Here is a 22,385-nt window from a genome sequence, read left to right on the forward strand (position 1 = left end):
GCCAGCTTCCACCCGTTTGATGGCTTCGATGATCTGGCTGTCCGTGAATCGTGACTTCTTCATGCTGTAGAACTCCTCAACGAGAAAATTCTACTTCTGGATGCAACGCTTTTGCGGGGGGATTACCATACGCGAACTGGAATCGGAGCTGGGGCTCAAGTTGCTGGACCGGACCACGCGTTCGGTGCGCATGACCGAAGCCGGCGCAGAGCTGCTCCCCGTCGCCAGCCGCGTGCTCCAGGATCTCGGCGCCGCCATTGCCGGATCGCGCGAACTGGCAGACCGTCGGCGCGGCAAGGTTCGCATTGCCTGCTCGCCGCTGCAGTCCTCGCTGGTGCTGCCCCGGCTCATTGCCGCCTTCAAGGCCGACCACCCGCACATCACTGTCAACGCCGGTTGAAAACTGACCCCTTTGTCGGCGCTCGCGCCGAAGTAAATTTGACCCCCTGGGGTTGAAGGGTTATTGGGCAGCAGTCCGAGCCCGAGCCGGGCTGTTGCCGGCTTTGCGCTTGTCCTTGAGCCGATAGCTTTCGCCACTGATCTGCACGATGTGAGCGTGATGCAGAAGGCGGTCGAGCATGGCTGCCGTGAGCGTCTGGTCGTCGGCGAAGGCGCTGGCCCATTGAGGGAAGGGCAGGTTGCTGGTCAAGATGATGCTGCCTCGCTCGTAGCGCTTGGCGACCACCTGGAAGAACAGATTTGCTTCATCGCGCCCGAAGGGCAGGTAGCCGATCTCGTCGATGACGAGCAGACGTGGGCCAAGCACGGCTCGATTGAAGTACTGCTTGAGCTGTCCTTGCCGATGTGCCGCGTTCAGCTGCAGGATGAGATCGGCGGCACTGATGAAGCGGGTCTTCACGCCAGCCATGGTGGCGCGATATGCCAGGGCAATTGCCACGTGGCTCTTGCCCACGCCGGAGGGTCCGAGCAAGACGATGTTCTCGGCACGGTCGATGAATGCCAGGTTGGCCAGTTCCTGGATCTGCGCGCGGGGTGCGCCGCTGGCGAAGGCGAAGTCGTATTGCTCCAGCGTCTTGACTGCTGGCAGCGTTGCCATCTTCAGTAAGGTCGAGCGGCTGCGCTCCAGTTTTGCCTGGTGTTCGCCGCTCAGGATCTTCTCCAGGAAATCGGCGAAACTTGCTTGCTCGTCGGCGCTTTGCTGTGCGAGGTGGGCCCAGTCGGCCGCGATGCGCTCGAGCTTGAGCTGGATGCAGAGCTCGGCGATGCGTGCGTGCTGCAGGTTCATGCGGCATGCTCCAGTAAGGCGCCGTACACCGACAGCGGGTGCTGCAGGCTCTCGTGCGGAATCACCATATCTGCAGTTTTTACGGTAACGGCCGGCGGCGTAGCGAACGCCCTGGGCAGGCTCATCAAACTATGTCGCTCGTGAGCAAGGCGCACTTCGGGCTTCTCACCCGTCGTGCCGTGGATGCGTTGCTGCGCCACCTCTGCCAACCAGCGGCCGATATGGGCATTGGCCGTATCGACATCGAGGAGCAGGCCGGCCGTCTTCAGCGTCGCAGCCAACGGGGTGACGAAGCTGCTCTTCAGATAGCCGTTGAACCGTTCGACCTTGCCCTTGGTTCTGGCTCGATAGGGTCGACACAGCCTGGGACGAAAGCCAAACTCATCGGCCAACGAGGCAAGTGCTGGGTGCCAGCGATGTTGACCCTGGCCGTATGCATCGCGTTCGGTGACGACCGTACCGGCGTTGTCGAAAAGAACCTCTTCGGGCACGCCGCCGAAATAAACAAATGCTTCACGTAAGCCGCGTAGCCAAGCCGGGCTGTCTTCTCTCTCGGAAAATAGCACGAAGGTGGCGCGGCTGTAGCCCAGCGTGGCGACGAAGGCCTTCAGCGGATGGCGGCCTCGCCGTATCGTCGTGAAGTCGGCCTGCATCTGCTTGCCGGGTGGGGTCTCGAACCGCACCACAGGCTCGGCGGGACGAACCTTCAACGGCGCCAGAAACGCCTTCAACTGACTAATGCCGCCCGTGTAACCGTGTTCACGGATCTCGCGCAGAAGAACCGTCGCCGGAATCCAGTGCGGATGGGCCGCCTCGATGCGATCTCGCAGGTACTGCGTGTACGGGTCCAGCTTGCGTGGCCGCGCAGCCCTCGGGCCGTAGCTGGGAGGCGTCGCCTCACCGCGCAGGTATCGCCTGACTGTGTTGCGCGACACGCCCAACTCTCGCGCGATCGCCTTGATGCCGTGGCCCTGACGGGCCAGTACTCGAATCTCCAATGATTGCTCCTGGGTCAACATCTTGGCGGCCAAAAGCCGCCATCATCGCCCAGGGGGTCAGTTTTACCTCGGCGCCAGGGGTCAGTATTACTTCGGCGCTGACACATCACCGTCGTGCTGCGCGATACGCCGGGCGGAGAAATCGTCGACCTGGTGACAAGCGGCGAGGTCGACCTAGCATTGGCCGTGCCGCCGGCCGATACCACCTTCGTCACCGCCGAACCCGTCCTGACTGATGACCTGTTGCTGATTTATCCCAACAGCTACGGCTGGAGCAGCCGCCGGCGCGTCACGTGGAAGGATATTGCGGCCCGCCCATTTATCGCGCTTGGCAAGCACAACTCCACACGCTATCTGGTCGACCATCACGCCGGTCAGGCGGGCGTTCGACTGGTGCCCGCCTACGAGGTCGCCTTCGTCTGGACGGCCATCGGCCTGGTGGAAGCGGGACTTGGGTTATCTCTGGTTCCCGGCCATGCGCGTCCTGTCGTGCAAAAGCATCCTGACGTGGGTATGCGCCCATTCGAGCAACAGCAGATCAAGCGGCCGATCGCGTTGCTTCAGCATCGGCAGCGGACGCTTTCGCCGGCTGCGGGGGCGTTTGCAGGGTTTGTTCGAAGTTCTATGGGTAGTGGCAAATAGCCTACCAAGGCCTTGCAGAACCAACAGCGAAGAGCATGCACGGCGGCCGCCATATAAGGCAATCGTGCGTGAAGAGTCCGGCGCACAGCCGCGATTCGGTTCGACTGCCTGGTCCAAGGGTTGGCGTGGCCGTCCTGGCATCCGCCTCTTTCTGCGACGTGGCAAGTTCAATCCCATCTCGCAATACACTCGGTGCATGCGCTTCTTGTTCCAGCAGCGGCCGTCGAGTCGCAGTCGGGTGAAGCATTTCCAGAATCCACATCGCCCATGTCTACTAACTAAGACGTTGAGCGCGTCAATCACCTTGATGTCACGCTCGGATGCCGGCATCGGCCTCTTGTAGTACACCGCCCCGACAGGCCAGCAATCTGGCAGACGCGCATGATGGATAGCTTGGCTTAGACCAACTACGCCACTTCGCGCATGGCTGACGGCGTCGTGACTTTCGGTTCAGAACGTCCTTGATCGCTGCATTCTTCAGCGCCAAGCCGCCTACATGCGCTTAAGCTTGGCATGCTTCCAGCTCGCGCAGCCGTTGCAGCTCGGACACTTGCATGCCCGCGTACTTGCTTTTGCACTGCGCACTGCTAATGCCATGTTACGGCACTGCTCGGCCACCGGCATGCCGGCCTCGCCTTCCTTCACACTGCGACAATCCGGCTTTCTGTGAGCCTGCTTTTCTTCAAGGGAGTCTCCGAGTCAGGGAGCCTCCTAAATTCTACCGGCTGGTGTCTATCATTAGGGGAGCTTACGCGTGCGCCGCAGTAAACCGAACCAACGGCACAGCTTGGCGATCGAGGCTGTGATGCTGTCGCTTGCAGTCCCTGGCGGATCGTCTCAATCATTTCTCCTCCGCCCAGCAGAGACTGCATTTTTTCTCGCGCGCAGCTCCAGCATCGCTCACCGTACGCCTCTTGCAGGCCCTTTAGTTGGTGTTCGTACTGCTCGCGCAGGTCCGGGGGGTTGGCCCGCAAGGCGTTCTCCATGCCCAGCTTGCCATCATCGATACACTGTTCGAACTACGACGGCGACCGGTCGTACTGACGGCTCGTCTCGCCGCGGCGGCCTTGCCCTGAATGATGTGCAGCAGTAGCGCGCTTCTTGAGCTTGGCTGTCCAGCGTTTGATGTCGTCTTCCATCTTCATGCTCATCGTCAACTTCTCGATTATGACCTGAGCAGGATTCCACTGGGTCAATACACGCCCGAATATGGCCTTGGGCGGATTTTACCCGAAACAGCGGCTAGCCATGGCCGCGTAGCAATCTACTTCTGGGCATCGCTAAAAATGGCGGATTACCGTGCCGTTCGACGCCGGGCACTGTGGCCCTCAGCACAGTGCACCTCGCCAAAACTTGTAGCATTAACCCAAAGCACCTTTCCCCGCAATAGGATGAATGATCGATCGGAGGCTGGCGGCAATGAAGCCTTTTACGAACCACGCGACGCCCGTTACTTTAAAATGCTCACCGTGCTTAAAAATATCTCGCACTGCCGCAGCAAAGTATCGTCCGAACAACTTTCGTTCAATACGGCTTAACGCCCATAGATGCGTATTAATCTTACACCTCAAAAGCTGCCGCTCAATCCGTGCATCAGCCCAGACCCCTACCTTATCGTTCAACCAATCGAAGATAGGAAAATGCACAAATAATCTTTCATCTCTGACAGCAATATCTTGTCCATCGCGTTCTTGTCGATAGTAATAGAAGCACTCGGGAATGATTGACATACGCTTTACGCGTGCGAGCACCTCGAATTGAAAAGGCAAATCATCAAAACGTGGGATATGTTCAGGAAATTCGATAGCGTTTCCGCAAAGGAACTCCTTGCGATAAATTCTTCGCCATATCGTAGGTTTTACAACGAGATAAGATAGTGGATCCTCCACTAGGCCGCACGTCCGGCTTCCGGAAGCAGCTCCCCAAGCTGTTGAATAAAGTTCCAATCTCCCAGAATCTTCAAAAGCCTCTATGTATCCGCACTGAGCCACGTCGGCTGCATTGAGCACCGCCGAACGATAGAGAGCTTCGAACATGTTCGTATCTACCCAGTCATCTCCATCAACGAAGGCTACATATTCCCCCTGCGCCACACGTGCGCCCGCGTTTCTGGCACTGGCGCATCCGCCGTTCGGTTTATGAATCACCTTGACGCGCCCGGGATACTTCTGTGCCCATTCGTCCAATCTGGTTCCGGTTGCATCGGGCGACCCATCGTCGACAGCGATAATCTCTAGCGATGCCAATGTCTGGTCGACGAGCGTTTGCATACATCTGTCTATCCAGGCCAAGACCTTATAGGCCGGTACCACAACTGAAACTTCAAATGCCGGCGCGGGACCGCTCCAACTAAGCGGACTATCTCTCCCCATAACGCGCCAATGAAAGCTTTTTACCCGTGCACGACATGTTCGATACACATCAATAGGATCAGCATCCCAAGGGTCGAAATCTCCACAGATATGATCAATACAAAAGCGGTTGATCAGCTCCTCCACCCCGACGGGGTCAAACATTGTCGAATCGGCTCTCACTAAAGAAAAATTCTTATAGGCGGATCCATAAAGCTCTTCCATGCTTGCGAAGAACACTACACGTTCGCGCCAAGCGAGAGCAGCAATATTCTCAAGACAGTCGTCAAGCTCTCTCTTTAAAGATAGGTTCGGTTCGACCACGACGATCTTGGCAGAAGAAGATGCTGTCAAAAATCTTACGATCTCCAACCCGGATCGAGCGCCAAGCAACAAGATGTGTGCGTACGGTTTAGAAGCGCGGAAATCAAGCCCAAAATAATTTTCTTGCAGCCTCAGGCGGTCTTCTTCTAGATATTTAGCGACAAGCATGCCATTCAATAAGGCTAAAGATCGTGCATATTCTGCTTTCCTTAACATAGCCCTACCTCACGCTGTATTGCGCATAAACACAAACCTTCCCGTACCATTTCTAATTCTCCTGAGCCCAGCCCGAATAAGAGTACGCCGAAGTTTTCGACCATGCTTCCAACTAAACAGCAACTTAAAAATCCATAGCCTTGCCGTTTTTCGCCCAGACGAGTACGCAATAAGAAAGCGTGCTGCTTTCGCACGGAACGCAGAAACAAGAATCGCTTCTCGGCGATCAATACCGTTTGCCATGCAATAATTTGCGGCAACTGGGTCAATCAACGATCCGATTTGCTCGCATGCTGCAATAAAGAATCGCTTTCGATCTTTATTTAACGTATGTTTCCCACACCAATACGTCATGCGAGTAGCCATAATCGCAATATAAGCTCTACCTGCAGCATCGACGTGATACCGTTTCATAGCGCTGAAGCCGAGCTCAACCGATTTCAAGATATCGAAACGTTTTTCACTCTTTTGATCAGTGATTTTCCCTGGACGGTTGACACGATAGTAATAACCAGTGGAATCCACTAACAAAACTCTTCCCGCCGCTGCTAGAGCTTCGACATGGACAGGAAAGTCCTCGAAATGCAATCCGAGAGGAAACGCAAGTCTTTTCTCCAATAGAAAACTTCGACGTAGCAACCGAGTATTAGCATTGGGCTCAAAGCGAAAAATACGTGGTTCGCGCCGTGCACTAGTTACGACGCAAGAACGACCATGCAATATTTCATTCCATATCGCCGTGTCATAGAAATCGTGCACGATCTGCGAAACACTATCAAAAACAACAGATCGGCAAATAGCCACGTCGCATTTTTCTCGTTTTGCGAGAGAAGCCATGTTCGTGTAGCACGAAATCTCTACGAAGTCATCGCTGTCACAAAACCCGATGAACTCACCGGTGGCGTACTTCACACCCATCATCCTGGCTGCAGATAAGCCCGCATTCTCTTGTCGAATATGCAGCGTGGGCACTTTACAACTAGCTATCCACGCCGCAATCCTCGCAGAACTCCCATCAGTGCTTCCATCATCGACAATAATAATTTCGATACCTGGACCGTTCTCTGCAGCAATAGAGTCGAGCGTTTCGACAAGCAAGTTTTCTGTGTTGAAAACTGGGACCACCCACGAGATGAGGGGTGGCATGGTAGTTTGATAGAGAGGACGATTGTCACTAATTATCTCTTCGCTCATAATTTCCCGAGTCATATCGTCGGGCATTCCGCATATCCATCCGGATTCTGCGATTGCCAACGCCACCCATCACGACACATGTCTTCAATGCTCCGGCTAGCCCACCAACCCAACTTCTCATGGGCGGCCGTGGGATCAGCCCACATCTGCGCAACGTCGCCCGGCCTTCTGGCAAGGATTTCGTAAGGCACAGGTCTGCCGGTCGCCGTTTCGAACGTGCGAATCAACTCGAGCACGCTGGTTCCCCGGCCCGTTCCAAGGTTGAAAGCGAAACATCCAGGAGCGACTCGGCTCGCATATTCCACAGCCTTCACGTGCCCCATGGCAAGGTCGGAAACATGCAGATAATCACGAACTCCGGTACCGTCGGAAGTTGGATAGTCATTGCCGAACACCGACAGCTTTGCCCGCTTTCCCACTGCCACTTGGGTGATATAGGGAAAAAGGTTGTTAGGCGTGCCGCGCGGCGACTCGCCAATCTTCCCGCTCGGATGAGCTCCGATAGGATTGAAATAGCGGAGATTGACAGCCGTCCTGGCGGCGTCGGATGCGCACCAGTCTGCCAGAACCGCTTCTACCATCGCTTTGGTTCTTCCGTAAGGATTGGCCGGTGCCAGAGGGTGGCTCTCAGTGTAGGGCAATGACAATGGTTCGCCGTAAACCGTAGCTGAAGAACTGAAAACGATACGCTTAACCTGCGCCCGGTCCATGGCCCTTAACAGAACGACACTCCCGTGCACATTGTTGTCGTAGTAGTCAAGCGGTTGGGCCACCGACTCCCCAACGGCCTTCAACCCTGCAAAGTGCACGACACAATCGATTGGCATGCCCTCCTGCCGAGCCTGTGAGAACACTGCATTCAGCATGCCTTCATCTCGAACGTCGCCCCGATGCCAGACGACAGGAAAACCCGTAAGTGCCTCGACTCGGCGCAGAACGTCCGGAGAGCTGTTACAGAAATTGTCTACCACAATCGGTCGATAGCCAGCAGCGAGAAATTCCACCAAAGCATGAGACCCGATGTACCCCGCCCCGCCGGTAATAAGAATGGAAGTTGCCATGATAGTTCTATAAATACTTGATGCGGCTAGCGCGCGAACTGTTCCGATGGAGAAACACCAGTAGCTAGCTCTTGATCGAAACGGCGTGCCGATTTGAGTGCAGAAAGGAGCATCGCGCGGCGAGCACGGCCATTTCGACTGACCAGGCTGGCGACCACTAATACAGCAGTAATCAGATAGGGCTTAAGTCGTACCAAGGCATTCTCGCCGTATTTGAACTGGACGACAAAAAAATTCCGGAACATATAGAACCCTTTCCAGGAGTCAAGGGCGTGCTGCTGTGCAAAATCGAGCTGCCGGACCATGACCGCATCGCGTACGGCAGAAATTCGGTAACCCGCCCGCCGTATACGCAGGGCATAGTCGACGTCGTCGTAGAAGATAAAGTATCGAGCATCGGGATAGCCCACTGCATCGACTACGGAGCGATGCACCATAAATCCTTCAAAGGCAACGTTCTCGACGTAGAGCACCGCAGGCATGTGTGATCGCACACGATAAGTCTGAGCCACATAGCTCCGTTTACTACGCACTACGAGAGGATTTCGTAAATCGAACCGAATAGCAGAACGTTCTACCAAGGCTCCATCCAAATTTTCACGCACGGCAATCATGGCGAGTTCACCGCATTTAACGAGTTGCTGAGCGCAGTCCGACTGGGGTACGACGTCGTCATCCATCATCCAGATCCAATCCCAGCCGCCTTCGTGGGCCAACTTCATACCGAGCGCAAATCCCCCTGCTCCTCCCAGATTTTCAGCGCTGCGCGTTACATGCAGCGGCAGGTCTGTTCGGCCCGCCAGCAGTTGTGCTGTTGCGTCAGTCGACGCATTATCGACGACATAGATTGCCTTCGGGGGCACGGTTTGCCTCGCAAGCCCTTCCAGGCAGCGCCCAAGAAGCTCGCAGCGATTGTGCGTGACGATGACGACTGCAATGTTGTCCAATGGCTTACTCGATAAAACGCCGATGACCGGAGAAATCCCCGCGCCAACCATCGGCCAGGGCTTGCACGCTCAGGCGCAGCCGCGCCAGGTTTGGCCGCGAAAACGTGTAAAACCAAATCGTCTTAGCCGCGAACGCCAACGCGCTCAGCGGTCCTCGGTACGTCAATAGATTGACTGTGTTATTGCGACACAGACAATAGTGTTTAAGCGACGATCCGGTATTGTTGAAATGCATCAGACCAAAAAACATTGGCGCACCCAGCTCGTCCTGTCTGGGATGGAAGAAACCAGCCGCCGTGACCGTAGCAATGCGCGCTCCGGCCTTGGCCGTACGCATTACGTATTCGATGTCATCACCCCAGATAAAGAATTCCTTGCGAGGTAAGCCGATGCGTTCGATCAGCTCTCGTCTGATCAGAACGCCGTTAAACGGCATTACCACATCGGGTAGCAATCCCCGGACACCTGCGTCCTCAGCTGCCTCACGCGCACGCAGGATTTTCGCGGTACCGGGAATACGCAGTGGAAAACAGAGCTGCCCGGGTTGCGCCTCATCAAGTACCACAGGCCCCCAGAGGTCGAGACCCTGCCCTTCTTCCAGCAACTTTTCCAGGCAGTCCTCTGCCGGATAACCGTCATCGTCCATCAGCCATGCTAGATCACAGCCCGTCCGGAGAGCTGCCGCCATGCCATGATGAAACCCCCCCGCTCCGCCCTCATTGCTGGCGAGCTTGATGAGTTCAAACCCTGCCCAAGCTAGTACGCCGTCGGCCTCCAAAGCCTCGGATGTACCGTCCGTACTCGCGTTGTCGACGACGATGATCCTGTCCGGAGAACGGCTTTGCCCACGCAGCGCTTTCAAGCAGCGCAACAGCAACGCCTTTCGGTTATAAGTGACGACTACCGCGCAAACACGCATGAATCAGCCCATGGGGTTCACGTAGAACGCTTCGAGGCCACCGCCATTCTGCAGCGCCGCCTTGGCGGCATCAGCCACTTCGAGCGCTTCTTTGATAGTGACATCCATATCAAGGTAGCGGTATGTGGCAAGGCGGCCGACGAAGGTGACGCCTCGCTCCCTACGCGCCTGCTCAATGTACTGCTCAAGCAAAACCTTGTCCTTGACCAAGCGGATTGGATAGTAGGGAATGTCATTTTCGCCGCAGAGGCGGCTGTACTCGCGATAAGCGATGCTTTTCTCGTGCAGCTCCCAGGGTGAGAAGTACTTGTGCTCGGAAATCCGGGTATACGGAACATCGGCGTCGCAATAATTGATGACAGCTGTTCCCTGAAGATCGCCATCGCACCGCAGGGTTTCAAAATCCAACGTGCGATAGCCCAAACGTCCCAGGTTAAAGCCAAACCACGCGTCGAGCGGTCCGGTCCAGAAAACGTGATCGGCGCCTTGGCGCATGGCGCTGTCGTAACGTGTCTTGAGGCGAACCTCGATACCTGGGTGGTCGAGAATTGCTTCGACAATACGTGTGTATCCATCGCGCGGCATGCCCTGGTAGCGATGGGAAAAATAATTGTCATCGTAGTTGAAGCGTACCGGCAGGCGCTTCAGGATACTAGCCGGAAGTTCGGAGGGCGGCACTCCCCATTGTTTGCGGGTATAGCCTTCGAAGAAAGCTTCATACAAGGCCCTGCCCACAAACCGCATGGCTTGCTCTTCAAAGGTCTCTGGTGACTCGATGGAAAGATCTGCCTGGCTTTCCAAGAATGCTCGCGCCTCGCCCGGCGACAGCGTTTTCCCGAAAAACTGGTTAATCGTATGAAGGTTAATAGGCAGCGAGTAAACGCGGCCCTTGGAGACGGCCTTCACTCGATTGACGTAGGACATCATCTCGCCATAGCGGTTGATGTACTGCCATACACGTTCGTTGTCCGTATGAAAAATGTGGGGGCCGTAGACGTGCACCATGACCCCAGATTCTTCATCCCGGGTGGAATGGCAATTACCCGCGACATGTTCACGTTGATCAACGACCGTGACGCGGTGTCCTTCTTCCGCAAGCTCTCGCGCGATAACTGCTCCAGAAAAGCCTGCTCCTACGATAAGAAAATGCTTCATGATGGTATCCAGGTGACTAGTGCACGGTGCTCTCCGGAGCCTCGACGATGCGGCCATGCTCCAGGCGAACCACCTTGTCGCAGATCCTGTGGGCAAGTTCCAAGTCATGCGTGGCCATGACGAGAATGCCCGCATCATTGACAAAGCTCTCAAGCCGCTCGGCGGCCTTTTGCTTGAAACGTTCGTCCCCGACGCTCATCCATTCGTCCATGAGCAGAATTTCCGGCTGCACACTCGTGGAGATAGCAAAAGCGAGTCGCAACACCATGCCACTGGAGTATGCCCTGACAGGAATATTCAGGAAATCGCCCAACTCACTGAACTCCGCGATATCGTCGATCAATCGGTTTATTGCGTTTGGCTTAATCCCCAGGAACAGCGCCCGCAGCCTAATATTCTCGAAGCCGGTCGCATCCCCATCCATTCCAAGCATGGAATCAAGCAGGCTCGTGATTTTTCCTCGTACCGAAATTACCCCTTGCACGGGGGTATAGACCCCCGCTAACACACGAAGCAGTGTCGTCTTTCCCGAACCGTTGTGGCCGAGCAGCGCTACGCGTTCTCCCTCACGAATATCCAAATTGATATCCCTGAGCGCCTCGACTTCCGCTGGTCCGTGCCGTGATTCGAGGATGCGCCCGCCTGTAGCTACATTCAGCATAGTTTGCTTGAAAGACCGCTGCTTAGCGTCGTAAATGGGAAAACGAACCGACACATTGTTCAGACGAATGTACATGACGGTCAAAGCCAATAAGTTACACGATGCCGGAAACGGGCCAGCAATCCAATGGTGAAAAAACTACCCGCTACAACGGCAACCAGTGCGACTACCCAATACATAAGGGGAGGTGCTATGCCCAGAATAGGCTGCCGCATCAATTCAAGCAGGATCGTAAGCGGATTCAAATGAGCAAGATGAGCCCGATCTGCGGGTAACTGATCGACCTGCCAGACGATGGGTGTAATAAAAAACATTAACGACATGACACTGTTGACGACCGGATGCATATCCCGATAGCGAGTACAGAATATCGCGACGACCAATCCTATCCACAACAGATTGAGAGAGACCAGCAACAGCCCTGGAAACAGCAACAAGAGATTTGCATTAATGGACTTTCCGAGCAGGACCATCACCACTGGATAAATGAAAACATTATGGCAAAGAATAATAAACTGACGATAAATGACACGAAGAACGAAAACCGTGAGAGGAAGTTTTACCTGTTTAAGATAATGAGCTGAGCCTGAAAAGGCATCACAGAACTCGTTAATACTTCCCGCAATAAATGCCCAAAATATCAACCCGAGCGCGAGATGGGGGATAAATTCCGCGGGCGAACGTGCGAAAAGCGCACCATACAAGGGCCCCATGGCCGCAACCGTAACCGCAGTACTAATGGTGATCCATAGGGGGCCAAGGGCTGATCGCCTATAGCGGGTGCGGATATCCTGCCACCCGAGAGCGGTCCAAAAATAACGGTCGCGAAATGCTGCTGTTATATCAACAATTGCTTCAGATAAATTCACCGGAAAACACCATTTCATACGATGCCATGGCCCGGCACCGGTCAATGTGAGGGCATTCTAGTCGCACGGCCAGTAGCGCATATTCCTAGAGTAGCCACGGTCGTGTGTAAATGTAAGCCTCATGGAAGAAAAGAAAAGGGCTTCAAACCATTGCTTGAAGCCCTAGCATTTTGGGAAGAACAGGCCGTTGCTTCCTCACGTATCGGCGTGGCGGAGCATACGCCGACCGCCTGACTAATAGCAGATTATGGCAGTGGCGCCAAACGCTGTCAAAGCACCGCGATGAGCATTGATGACCTGAAATATTCAGTTGGACTCCTACGCAAATTGTCAGCGTTGAGTGGGCATTCACTGACAAATACATGACGCAAGCACCTCCATTCACGCTACCCCAGCAGCAACGCCCCCGCCCCCGGCACCACCGCCTCCAGCCCCAGCCTCTCCAGCATCCCCCTCACCGTACACACCGCCGTCGACACCACCGGCACCCCCAGCCTGTCCTGCACCGGCTGGATGGCCGGCAGCGACGGCATCTGCACGCAGGCCGACAGAACCACGGCGTCGACGCCACGGGTGTCGAGGGTCTTCACATCCTCCACCAGTTGCATGGGATCGCGGCGGCCGACTTCGAGGTTGTCGGGGATCTCGAAGCATTTCGCATCCACGACTTCGATGCCCTCGTTCTCGATGTACTTCACCACGAGGTCGGTCAGCGGCCGCATGTAGGGCGCCATGAGCGAGATGCGCTTGGCGCCCAGCCGCTGCAGTCCTTCTATCAGCGCCCCGGCCGAGGTCATCACGGGCGCGTCGCTGTGGTTGGCGCGCGCCACCTCGGTCAGTTCCCGTTCGGTCTGGCGGTGGTAGCCGGCGCCCATGGCCATGATGGCGACCAGGCAGGCGGTGCTCATGACGTCGACGCGCGCATCGGCCAGTTCGGCCGCGCAGCGCAGGCCTTCGCGGTTCATGGCCTCCAGCTCTTCCTTGGTGACCTTGTGCATGCGCATGCGGCTGGAGTGGAAGGTGAAGCGCTCGGGCCGGATGGCTTCGCGGGCGCGCAGCATGGCGGGGATTTCCGTCTCCATGGTGGTGTTGGAGCTGGGGACGATCTGGCCGATGCGGTAGATGCGGGACGTCATGGCATTTCCTGTGGAAGGGCTAGTCGAGGGAGATGGCGGCCTGCTTGACGACGGTGTCGAAGCGCTGGGTATCGGTTTTCATGGCCTGGGCCAGGTCGGCGGCATTGGCCGGCCAGGCCTCGAAGCCGAAGGTGTCGAACTGCTTGCGCACGTCGGGCTCGACGACGGCTTTGGCCACGCCGCCGTTGATGCGGTCGATCACGGCCTTGGGCGTGCCCTTGGGCGCGAACAGCGCGACCCAGGTCTTGAGCTCGAAGCCCGCGGGCCCGCCGGCTTCGGCCACGGTGGGAATGTGGCCGTACTGGGCCAGCCGCTTGGGCGCGGCCAGCGCCAGCAGTTTCACTTTCTTGGCCTGGTAGAGCTGGGCGACGGTGGCGGCGGTGCCGAAGGCCCAGTCCACTTCGCCGGTGGCAACGGCGGTGTAGAGCTGGGGCAGCTCCTTGAAGGGCACGTGCGTCATCTGGGTGCCGGTCTGGGTCTGGAACATGGAGGCGCCGATGTGGGCGACGCTGCCCATGCCCCAGGTGCCGTAGGTAAGGTTGCCTCCCTTGGCCTTGGCGGCGGCGATGAGGTCGCCGACGTTGTTCCAGGGCGAGTTGGCCGGCACCACGATGAAGAAGTAGGTGGTGTAGACCGGGGCCACGGGCTCGAAATCGGCCACGGGGTCGAAGGGCAGTTTCTTGTACAGGTGCGGATGCAGGGTCATGTGGGTATTGTCGACCACGACCAGCGAATAGCCGTCGGCGGCGGCCCGCTTGACGTCGCCGATGGCGAGCCAGCCGTTGGCGCCGGGCTTGTTCTCGACGATGAGGGGCTGCCCCCACGCCTTGGAGAGTTTCTCCCCGACCAGGCGGGTGACGGCGTCCGGTCCGCTGCCCACGGAGTACGGCAGCACGGCGCGGACGGGCTTGGCGGGATAGCTGGCGGTCTGGGCCCAGGCCGGGACGGCCAGGATCATGGCGATGGCGGCGGCGCCGCGCAGGATGGTTTTCATGGATGTCTCCTCGGTCTTGTGTGGGTATGGACGTGGTCTTGGGTAAGCGTGCTCACGCCGTTGCCGGCGTATCCGTGCGTTCGTGGCAGGCCATGGCCTCGCAGGCTGCCGCGAAATGCGGATCGCGCCGCCTGAGGTCGTCGTGGCTGACCTGGCCGGTACGCCGCATGTAGTCGTAGGCGAAGGCCACCGGGTCCAGGTGCATCTTGGCGGCGACGTTCTCGTACCAGTCCAGGCTGCGGGCGGCGGCGGCCTGGAAGCTGGACGAGGCGGGCCGCCGCTGCGCCTCGAACGCGGCGAAGGCGGCCGGCAGGTCGCCGGGGTGGCTCGCCACGCCTTCGCTCAGTGCGATGGCGTCCTGCATGGCCATGCGGGTGCCGGACCCGAGCGAGAAATGCACGGTGCGCAGCGCATCGCCCAGGAGCACGATGTTGCGGTAGCTCCATTGGTCATTGCGGACGATGTTGGCTTCGAACCAGAGCGACCGGTTGGTAAGCAGCTCGTTGCCGCCCAGCTCGGGACGGAACACCTCGGCGCAGTAGCGCCGGCTCTCTTCCTCGCTCGCGCGGTCCAGGCCGGCCCGGCGCCAGGTGTCGGGGTCGACCTCGACCAGGAAGGTGCTGAGCTCGGGACTGTACTGGTAGCTGTGGGCGATGAAGACGCCGTGCGGCGTCTCGCGGAAGATGAGCGATACGGGGTGGAAGCGCTGGCGCGTGCCGTACCAGGCGAATTTGTTGCGGCGCTTCTCGAAGCTGGGGCGGAAATGATGGGCGAACTGCGTGCGCACGGCGCTGTTGCCGCCGTCCGCGGCCACCACCAGGTCCACCTCGCTCGCCAGCTTCGAGACGTCCTCGATGCGGCGGCCATGCTCGATGCTTATGCCTTGCGCCCGGCACGCATCCTCCAGGACCTTGAGCATGTCGATGCGCGACGTGCGCGAAAAGTGGTTGCCATGCACCTGGACATGGGTGCCGCGATGGACGATTTCCATGTAATCGCAGCGTTCGTGGTGGGCAACGAAGGTCCGGAAGAACTCCGGGTCGGCTTCGCGCAGGAAGGCCAGGCCGACGTCGGAGAACACCACGCCCCAGCCATAGGTGGCGCCGGCGGGGTTCTGCTCAAAGACCTGGATCCGGTGGGAGGGATCGCGCTTCTTGGCCAGCAACGAGAAATACAGGCCGGCCGGCCCGGCTCCGATGACGGCGATTTTCATGATGCAAGGCTCCCTGCCGCCGCGGCCTCGCAGGCGGCTTGGTAAGAAGACAGCGCCCGGCGCAGCGCGTCGGGAACGGGTATGGCGCGGCGTTCGCCGCGGGCCACGCAGATGGGCGTCAGCTTGGCGACGAAGGCGATTTCGCCTGTGGCGGTCGTGGCGGTGATGTCCAGCACGTAGGTGCGCTGGCGGATCTCGTCCACGGTGACGCGCATGTCGAATTCGTCGTCCGGCCACAGCGATGCGCGGAAGTCGAAGGACAGCGCCCGGCTGGGTGTGCCGAAGCCCTGCTCGTCCTTCATCCTTTGGGGGGTCGATTCGAACAGCGTGCCGTAGAACAACTCCACGGCCGAGATGAGGTACTCGCCGAAGGTCACCGTGTAGACCACGCCGGCGGGATCGCAATCGCCCCACTTGACGCGGCGGCGGACGACGAAGGGGGCAAGGGAGACCACGTGTTCGGTGCTGATCATGGCCGCGCCCCCGCCGACACGCCGGCCGCCTCGGCTTCGCGGGCCAGCTTGTCGGCGATCATCTGCTTGAGCGCCGGCTTGTCCAGCTTGCCCACCTTGGTCACCGGGAAGCTGTCCAGCACCTCGACCCGCTCGGGACACTTGTACTTGGCCAGTCCCTGCGCGACCAGGAATTCCATCAGTTCCTGGACCGTGGGCGCGCGCTGGCCCGGGCGGGTCACGATATAGATGCAGCCCTTCTCGCCATAGACAGGATCGGGCATGGCGACCAGCCGGGCCTCGGCAACCGCCGGGTGGGCGCTGACCAGCCCTTCCACCTCTTCGCAGCCGATCTTCTCGCCGCCGCGGTTGATGTTGTCGCGCAGGCGGCCTTCGAAGGTGTAGCAGGTGACGCCGTCGATGACATGGGCCGTCATCATGTCGCCCGTGCGATAGAAGCCGTCCGAGGTATAGGCCTTGGCATTGGCCTCCGGCGCGTTGAAAAAACCCGGCAGGGTCGACGGGCCGCGGAAGCACAGTTCGCCCATCTCGCCGGGCGCGGCGGGCTGCTCGCTGTCCGGCAGCAGCAGCCGGATCTCGTCCTCGGGACAGCCCGAAGTGCCTTGCGTGTGATGGCGCATGAAGGCCGGCGCGTCGGGCGGCGATCCGAGCAGCAGCCCTTCGGTGATGCCGAACAGGTTGGAGCACGGCACGCCGAGGTGGGCCTCGAGGCGGTCGGCGCGGCTCATGGTGGTGAACAGCCGCAGCGACGACAGGTCGTGCCGGGCCAGGTCCGGATACGTCATGATCTGGGGCGCAATGGGGCCGATGGACACGGCGCGGGTGACGCGGTGCGCCTCGATCAGGGTCAGCATGCGCGGCAGGTCCACGCGCGGCATCAGCACCGCCGACGTCCCCATGGCGAACACCGGCATCAGCACGTATAGCTGGGCCGCGTTGTGCAGCAGGGGCAGCGCCCACATGAAGCGGTCGTCCTCGCTCTGCTTGTACCGCCGCGAGCAAGCCAGCGCATGGCCGAGATACTCGGCGTGGAACCGCGGAATGATCTTGGGCACGCCGGTCGTGCCGCCCGACAACTGGAAACTCAGCACGTCGCCGAGCGCGGGCCCTTCCGCGGCCAGCCGCCGCCGGGCCGTCTCGAGCGGCATGCCGTCGATCAGCGCGCGCAGGGAAAGGTCGCCTTGCGCCGGTCCGCGGGCGACCACCAGGTGCGTCAGCGTATCGCTGGCGGCCGCCATCTTGCGGGCGAAAGCGGCCAGGTCGAAGCCGCTGCTGAAGTCGGCCTGCACGAAATAGCCGCGCGCGCCGGACTGGCGCACCAACTGGCCGATTTCCAGTTCGCGATGCTGGGGCAGCGAGCACACCGGCACGATGCCGGCCTTGTAGCAGGCGGCCAGCGCCAGCACCGTCTCCAGCGTGGTGCCCATCTGGAAGATGGCGCGGTCGCCGGGACGCAGGCCCGCCTGCAGCAGCGCGGCGCCCAGGCGTTCCGACTGCTCGTCCAGTTCACGAAAGCTGAGCCGGCCTTCGTCGCTGATGAACGCGTCCTTCTCCGGCAATCGCGCGGCCGTCGCGCGCAACGCGTCGCCCACCGTGGACCGCATCCAGGCGCCGCTGGCCAGGTAGCGGCGCGCGTCGGCCTCGGGATGATAGATGACCCCTTCTATCGGGTACCGTACGTCTTGCATGGCGGCGTCTCCTCCGCAGGTGGATCAGTCTTGTCACTCGGGGACGATGCGCGCGCAGTCCCGGTCCAGCGTCTCGATGCGGCCCTGTACCCCGCCGGTGAAAAGCCCGTACCAGATCGCGGGCTTCAGGCCCAATGTCTTGCGGCGGAACTCGACGGGTCCGTCGCTTTCGATCCGGTCGTACTCGCCCGCCGCCTCGACCCGGCAGTCGCCCCGCGCGCGGGCGTCCTCGACGATGGATGCGAACTCGCGGACGCGGGGAACGAAGATGCGCACGAGTCCCGTCCCGGGCGTATCGCCGGGCCGCACATGCGATGCCACCAGCCTGGCCTTGCGCGACCAGATCTCCGCAATATCGGTCACCTTCCGCCCAGCCGCGTGCGCGTCGGCTTCCGCCTCCATCGCAGCCTGCAGCGTCAACTGGCCGTCCAGCGCATCCACCTGCCCCAGCGGGCGCAGCTTGCGGGTGAACTCGACGAAGTAGCCGTTGGGGTCGCGCACGTAGATGGATTCGATCACCTCGTGCGTGGTCTCCACCGATACCTGCAATCCGGCCGCCTCCAGCTTCTGCTTCCAGGCCCGCAATTCCTCCTGCCCTTCCACCAGCCATGCGGTATGCGTCGCATCGAACACGTGGTCATCGGGCACGGGCGGCATGGGGGGACGGTCGCGCATGCCTTCCGGCGGCTCCGAGCCCAGGTAGTAGAAGAAGGCAATGGTGCTGCCGCGTCCGCTGTCGAAGAAGAAATGCAGGAAATCCGGATGCGTGGCCGGTCCCCAGCCGCGCGCGGAGATCACATGGACCAGCGGGAGGCCGAGAATGTCGCGGTAGAACGCGACGGTCTCGCGCAGTTTCCAGGTAGGACGGGCGGTATGGTCGACGCCTCGCAGCACGAGCCCGCGGGCGGAAAGCGGCGCAGTCCCGGCCTGGCCGTCCTGGCCGGCCGGGCTTGCGCGTTCAATGGTAGTCATGGCGTTCCCTTTCCTGTCGATGTTGATCAGTTCGCAAACCGCTCGCGCAGCCACGCCGCCAGCTGGCGTCCGGCCTCGTAGCGGCCCGGCTCCTCGCCCTCGGCAAGCGCGCGGCCGTGGTGGTCGCCCCGCACGCGCAGGTGGCGCTTGTCGCGGGCGGCCAATGCGTCATGGATGGCGCGCACGTCCGCCGGAAAGCAGGCCTGGTCGCCCGTGTACTCGATGATCAGCGTGGGCTGGACGATGGCCGCCGCCGCGGCGGCCAGGCTGGCGTTGGACGACAGGCCGGACCAGGTCGACAGCCAGCTTTCCGGCGTGCAGAACCGCGCGAAGCCGACGGCGCCGTAGTTGGACGCATACGGGTCCCGCCCCCAGAGCGACCCGGGATGGCGATCCGACGGATCGAGGCTCAGGTCCAGGCAGCGCAGGTCGGCGTCCGTGCGCCATACCGTCATCACCGGCGTATGGGCGCCCAGCCGGCGCTCGGCTTGCGTGGCGTCCTCGCGTCCCTTTAGCGCCTTGCGCGCCGCCAGGCGCTGGGCGATCAACTGCCGGGCCAGCGCGTCCAGGCGCTCCACCCGGGCGCGCTGCGCCCGGCGGTAGCGCTCGACGAAGGCGGGCGCATAGCGCGCCTGGCCGCCCGGCCGGTAGCCGTTGTCGGGATTGAGGGGATCCAGGTCCGGGTCGACCGACAGCGCATCTCCTTCCTCCGGCACCGAGGGATCGATGCAGTTCATCAACAGCGCGCCCTGCCCCGGGTGCGGCCCGACCAGGACGAGCCCGTGGACAGCCGGCATGTCGAGCTCGGCCAGGCCGGCCGGCTTGCCGCCGGGCGTGCGCGCGATGCGCTCGGCGCCGGGCAGCGCGGCCTGCTGGACGTAGAAGGCGTACAGACCCGCGCCGCCGGAGTTGCCCAGCAGCACGATGCGCTCGAACCCCTGCGCGCGCAGGAAGGCCAGCCCGGCCGCCACGTCGTGCAGCGCGGTCTCGTGCTCCAGCCGCAGGTCGTTGCCCACGGAGCGCGCGCCTTGCGACCAGGCGGCGCAGCCGGCGCCGACGATGTCGGGAATGAGGTAGTGGCAGGCCATGAACTCGCGCGGATGCATGACGCATACGACGGTACGGGGCCGCGGGCCGGCCGGCAGGTAGAGCGAGCCGGTGGTGGCCGCGCCGTCGTCCGTGCGCAGGACCACGTTGCGGGTGGTAGTGCCCGGCGGCAGGTCCCGGGGATTCCAGTCGGTGTTCAAGAAGCCTGCGGTGACATGCTGGGCTGCGCTGGCGCCGGTGTTCACGATGCGTCTCCTGGGATTCTGCGGATCGATACAGCCGCGTTTCGTCATATTCGACTATTTTTTGACTTCACTGTCAATACTCGTTGAAATTTAGACAGATATGTCAAATCAAGGCGCCGACAGCACCTCTTTCCCTCGGAGAACGGCCCTTCCCCATGCCATAATCCGGCCTCAGGCCATCGCCTGTACGGCCCACCCTCCTGGAAAATCCCTATCCGTGAACGAGGCTCCCACCAAGACGACGATGAAAGGGGAAGTCCTGCGCAGCGCCATCCTGGATGCCGCGGCCAAGCTCTTCATCGAACGCGGCACGGGCGGCACGAGCATGCAGGACATCGCCGAATCGCTCGGCCTGAGCCGCACTGCCGTCTACTACTATTTCAAGAACAAGAACGCGATCCTGCGCGCGCTGACCGAAGAGGTCCTGATCCCGGCCAAGCAACTGGCCAACGATGCCGTCGCGCGCAAGGACCAGGATCCGACCGAGGCCCTGCAATCGCTGGTCACGCAGTATGCGGAGCTCATCCTGTCGCGGCCGGCGGAGTTCCGCGTGGCCGACCGCAACGAGTCGGACCTCACGCAGCGGCAGCTCGCATCGATGCAATCGGCGCGGCGCAGCGTGCTCGCGGATTTCAGCGACGTCATCGAACGCGGCATCGAGCTCGGCCATTTCCGCATGGTCGACGCGCACGTGGCGGCGTTCAGCCTGATCGGCATGTGCAACTGGACGGCGTGGTGGTTCAAGCCCAGCGGACGGCTGAGCAGGCAGGAAGTGGCCCAGGCCATCGCCGACATGGCCATTCATGCGCTGCGGCGCGACGAATCGCGCCGCCCGCGCCTGCCGGACGTAAAGGAATCGCTGCGGTTGCTGCGCGAGGACCTGGCCTACCTGGAGAAGCTGGTGCTACCCGAGGATGACACCTCCTCGGGCCAGCGCAAGTAGGCCTGCGCCATGAAGCCCTCAGAGACCCACTCGTTCACCGCGCATTACGCGCCAGCGCCTGAGCCGCGTTGAACACCGCCTCCACCACCGTCGGTTCGACTGCCCGCATGATAAAGACGAGGCGCGACTGCCGGTTTTCGTCGGGCCACCGATCCAGCGGTACAGCGGGATGGAATATGTGCTGGACACATTGGACGACAACGGGATCCCCCTCGACATTGAGGATTCCTTTCATGCGCAGCATGTCCGGGCCGCGTAGCGCGGTGAGCATTTCCATGGCGCCTGTGATGGCAGGCCATGTGAAGGGCTCGTCGAACCGCAGCGACATCGTGCGGATGTCCTGCAGGTGGGGGCGCAGCGGCTTGTCTTCGACGTCGTCCTGGTCGCCGGGCGCATCGAGCGCCGCGCCCAGGAAACTCAATGCCTGGGCGGACAGGCGGGTGCTGGCCAGTCCCAGCCCCGTAAGCTGCTCAGGCTCCACTTGCCCATGCTGGACGCGCAGCACGCCGGCGCTGGCATTGATGGCTTGCAGCGCCCGTTCCAGCGAGGCGGCGTCGTCCGGCGCCGCGAGATCGGTCTTGGTAAGCAAGATGCGGTCGGCCAGTGCGACTTGCTTGACCGCCTGGGGGAACTCCTCCAGTTGCTGCCCGCCATTGACCGCGTCGACCAATGTGATGATGCCGTCCAGCCGGAAGTGGGCGGCCAGCATCGTATCGCTAAGCAGGGTCTGCACGACGGGCGCGGGGTCGGCCAGGCCGGTGGTTTCGACCATGACGCGGTCAAAATCTGGAATGGCGCCGGCCCGGCGCTGTCCGAAAAGTTCGCGCAGGGTTTCCTGCAGGTCGGTCCGGACGGTGCAGCAAATGCAGCCGTTGGCGAGCACGGATACGTTCTCGGACGAGAACGAGACGAGATCGTGGTCGATGCCGATTTCGCCGACTTCGTTGATGACGACCGCCGCGTTCCGCATTGACGGATGCGTGAGCATCCGCGCGAGCATCGTGGTCTTGCCGCTGCCGAGGAAACCCGTTACCAGGGTCAGGGGAAAGCGGCCCGCCATCGGATCGGGCGAGCCTGGATTCATGGGAGAG

General features: G+C 60.4%; 22 protein-coding genes and 1 pseudogene. 3 read left to right on the forward strand and 20 right to left on the reverse strand.

The genetic code is table 11. The annotated features are described in order from the left end of the window. Positions 1–100 precede the first annotated feature (100 nt). Positions 101–400, forward strand: a complete 300-nt coding sequence (locus tag CDO44_RS28295; RefSeq protein ID WP_087779549.1) for a LysR family transcriptional regulator — start codon at positions 101–103, stop codon at positions 398–400. Between the two features lie 60 nt (positions 401–460). Here the strand turns inward: CDO44_RS28295 and istB are convergent, their stop codons facing one another. Further along, positions 461–1,246, reverse strand: a complete 786-nt coding sequence (gene istB / locus CDO44_RS07155; protein WP_006397377.1) for an IS21-like element helper ATPase IstB — start codon at positions 1,244–1,246, stop codon at positions 461–463. Beyond that, the gene (gene istA, locus CDO44_RS07160) at positions 1,243–2,265 is read right to left on the reverse strand and encodes an IS21 family transposase (protein ID WP_011875632.1); all 1,023 of its coding nucleotides are present in this window, start codon (positions 2,263–2,265) and stop codon (positions 1,243–1,245) included. Before istA ends, istB begins: the two co-directional genes overlap by 4 nt. Positions 2,266–2,358: 93 nt before the next feature. Here istA and CDO44_RS07165 point away from each other — a divergent pair, with 93 nt between their 5' ends. Beyond that, a complete protein-coding gene (locus CDO44_RS07165) occupies positions 2,359–2,886 on the forward strand; it encodes a LysR substrate-binding domain-containing protein (RefSeq protein WP_158213215.1) in 528 nt (175 codons plus the stop codon). Between the two features lie 204 nt (positions 2,887–3,090). On the opposite strand, the pseudogene CDO44_RS28360 reads toward CDO44_RS07165, so the two are convergent. The 17 genes and pseudogenes from CDO44_RS28360 to CDO44_RS07245 form a co-directional block, all read right to left on the reverse strand. Then, positions 3,091–3,216 (reverse strand): annotated as a pseudogene (locus CDO44_RS28360) (IS3 family transposase); the annotation flags it as partial. Positions 3,217–3,905: 689 nt separating this feature from the next. Beyond that, on the reverse strand, positions 3,906–4,037 hold the full coding sequence (locus CDO44_RS28365) for a hypothetical protein (RefSeq protein ID WP_369824554.1): 132 nt from the start codon (positions 4,035–4,037) through the stop codon (positions 3,906–3,908). A 210-nt stretch (positions 4,038–4,247) separates the two neighbouring features. After that, entirely contained in the window at positions 4,248–5,729 is a 1,482-nt protein-coding gene (locus CDO44_RS07175) for a glycosyltransferase (protein ID WP_158213216.1), read from the reverse strand. Between the two features lie 57 nt (positions 5,730–5,786). Beyond that, positions 5,787–6,998 (reverse strand): glycosyltransferase family 2 protein, encoded by a 1,212-nt coding sequence (locus CDO44_RS07180; protein WP_087779552.1) that lies wholly within the window; start codon positions 6,996–6,998, stop codon positions 5,787–5,789. Next, positions 6,983–8,032: a UDP-glucose 4-epimerase GalE gene (galE, locus tag CDO44_RS07185; protein WP_087779553.1), complete on the reverse strand. Its 1,050-nt coding sequence runs from the start codon at positions 8,030–8,032 to the stop codon at positions 6,983–6,985. The genes CDO44_RS07180 and galE overlap by 16 nt, the downstream gene beginning before the upstream one ends. A 26-nt stretch (positions 8,033–8,058) precedes the next feature. Beyond that, entirely contained in the window at positions 8,059–8,979 is a 921-nt protein-coding gene (locus tag CDO44_RS07190; protein WP_198951317.1) for a glycosyltransferase, read from the reverse strand. A gap of 4 nt (positions 8,980–8,983) precedes the next feature. Next, entirely contained in the window at positions 8,984–9,898 is a 915-nt protein-coding gene (locus CDO44_RS07195) for a glycosyltransferase family 2 protein (RefSeq protein ID WP_087779555.1), read from the reverse strand. Positions 9,899–9,901: 3 nt separating this feature from the next. Further along, positions 9,902–11,053 carry a UDP-galactopyranose mutase gene (glf, locus tag CDO44_RS07200; protein WP_087779556.1) on the reverse strand — a complete coding sequence of 384 codons (1,152 nt, stop codon included), beginning with the start codon at positions 11,051–11,053 and terminating at the stop codon, positions 9,902–9,904. A gap of 16 nt (positions 11,054–11,069) precedes the next feature. Then, complete coding sequence (locus CDO44_RS07205; protein ID WP_087779557.1) at positions 11,070–11,789, reverse strand: ABC transporter ATP-binding protein; 720 nt, start codon at positions 11,787–11,789, stop codon at positions 11,070–11,072. A 5-nt stretch (positions 11,790–11,794) separates the two neighbouring features. Beyond that, positions 11,795–12,583, reverse strand: a complete 789-nt coding sequence (locus CDO44_RS07210; RefSeq protein ID WP_233146073.1) for an ABC transporter permease — start codon at positions 12,581–12,583, stop codon at positions 11,795–11,797. 386 nt (positions 12,584–12,969) lie between these two features. Beyond that, entirely contained in the window at positions 12,970–13,719 is a 750-nt protein-coding gene (locus CDO44_RS07215; protein WP_087779559.1) for an aspartate/glutamate racemase family protein, read from the reverse strand. A 19-nt stretch (positions 13,720–13,738) separates the two neighbouring features. Next, complete coding sequence (locus CDO44_RS07220) at positions 13,739–14,713, reverse strand: tripartite tricarboxylate transporter substrate binding protein (protein ID WP_087779560.1); 975 nt, start codon at positions 14,711–14,713, stop codon at positions 13,739–13,741. A 52-nt stretch (positions 14,714–14,765) separates the two neighbouring features. Next, positions 14,766–15,926 carry an FAD-dependent monooxygenase gene (locus CDO44_RS07225; RefSeq protein WP_087779561.1) on the reverse strand — a complete coding sequence of 387 codons (1,161 nt, stop codon included), beginning with the start codon at positions 15,924–15,926 and terminating at the stop codon, positions 14,766–14,768. Beyond that, positions 15,923–16,399: a thioesterase family protein gene (locus CDO44_RS07230; RefSeq protein WP_087779562.1), complete on the reverse strand. Its 477-nt coding sequence runs from the start codon at positions 16,397–16,399 to the stop codon at positions 15,923–15,925. Before CDO44_RS07230 ends, CDO44_RS07225 begins: the two co-directional genes overlap by 4 nt. Next, entirely contained in the window at positions 16,396–18,087 is a 1,692-nt protein-coding gene (locus CDO44_RS07235) for an AMP-binding protein (RefSeq protein WP_087779563.1), read from the reverse strand. The genes CDO44_RS07230 and CDO44_RS07235 overlap by 4 nt, the downstream gene beginning before the upstream one ends. A 33-nt stretch (positions 18,088–18,120) precedes the next feature. Continuing rightward, complete coding sequence (locus CDO44_RS07240) at positions 18,121–19,059, reverse strand: VOC family protein (protein WP_087779564.1); 939 nt, start codon at positions 19,057–19,059, stop codon at positions 18,121–18,123. A 26-nt stretch (positions 19,060–19,085) separates the two neighbouring features. Further along, positions 19,086–20,351 carry an alpha/beta hydrolase gene (locus tag CDO44_RS07245; RefSeq protein WP_233146074.1) on the reverse strand — a complete coding sequence of 422 codons (1,266 nt, stop codon included), beginning with the start codon at positions 20,349–20,351 and terminating at the stop codon, positions 19,086–19,088. A 217-nt stretch (positions 20,352–20,568) separates the two neighbouring features. Between CDO44_RS07245 and CDO44_RS07250 the strand changes: the two genes are divergently transcribed. Beyond that, a complete protein-coding gene (locus tag CDO44_RS07250; protein ID WP_087779565.1) occupies positions 20,569–21,294 on the forward strand; it encodes a TetR/AcrR family transcriptional regulator in 726 nt (241 codons plus the stop codon). A 34-nt stretch (positions 21,295–21,328) separates the two neighbouring features. Here the strand turns inward: CDO44_RS07250 and CDO44_RS07255 are convergent, their stop codons facing one another. Then, positions 21,329–22,378, reverse strand: a complete 1,050-nt coding sequence (locus CDO44_RS07255) for a GTP-binding protein (RefSeq protein WP_158213217.1) — start codon at positions 22,376–22,378, stop codon at positions 21,329–21,331. Between the last annotated feature and the right edge of the window lie 7 nt (positions 22,379–22,385).

It is taken from the genome of Pigmentiphaga sp. NML080357 (assembly GCF_002188465.1).
GTDB lineage: Bacteria > Pseudomonadota > Gammaproteobacteria > Burkholderiales > Burkholderiaceae_B > Pigmentiphaga.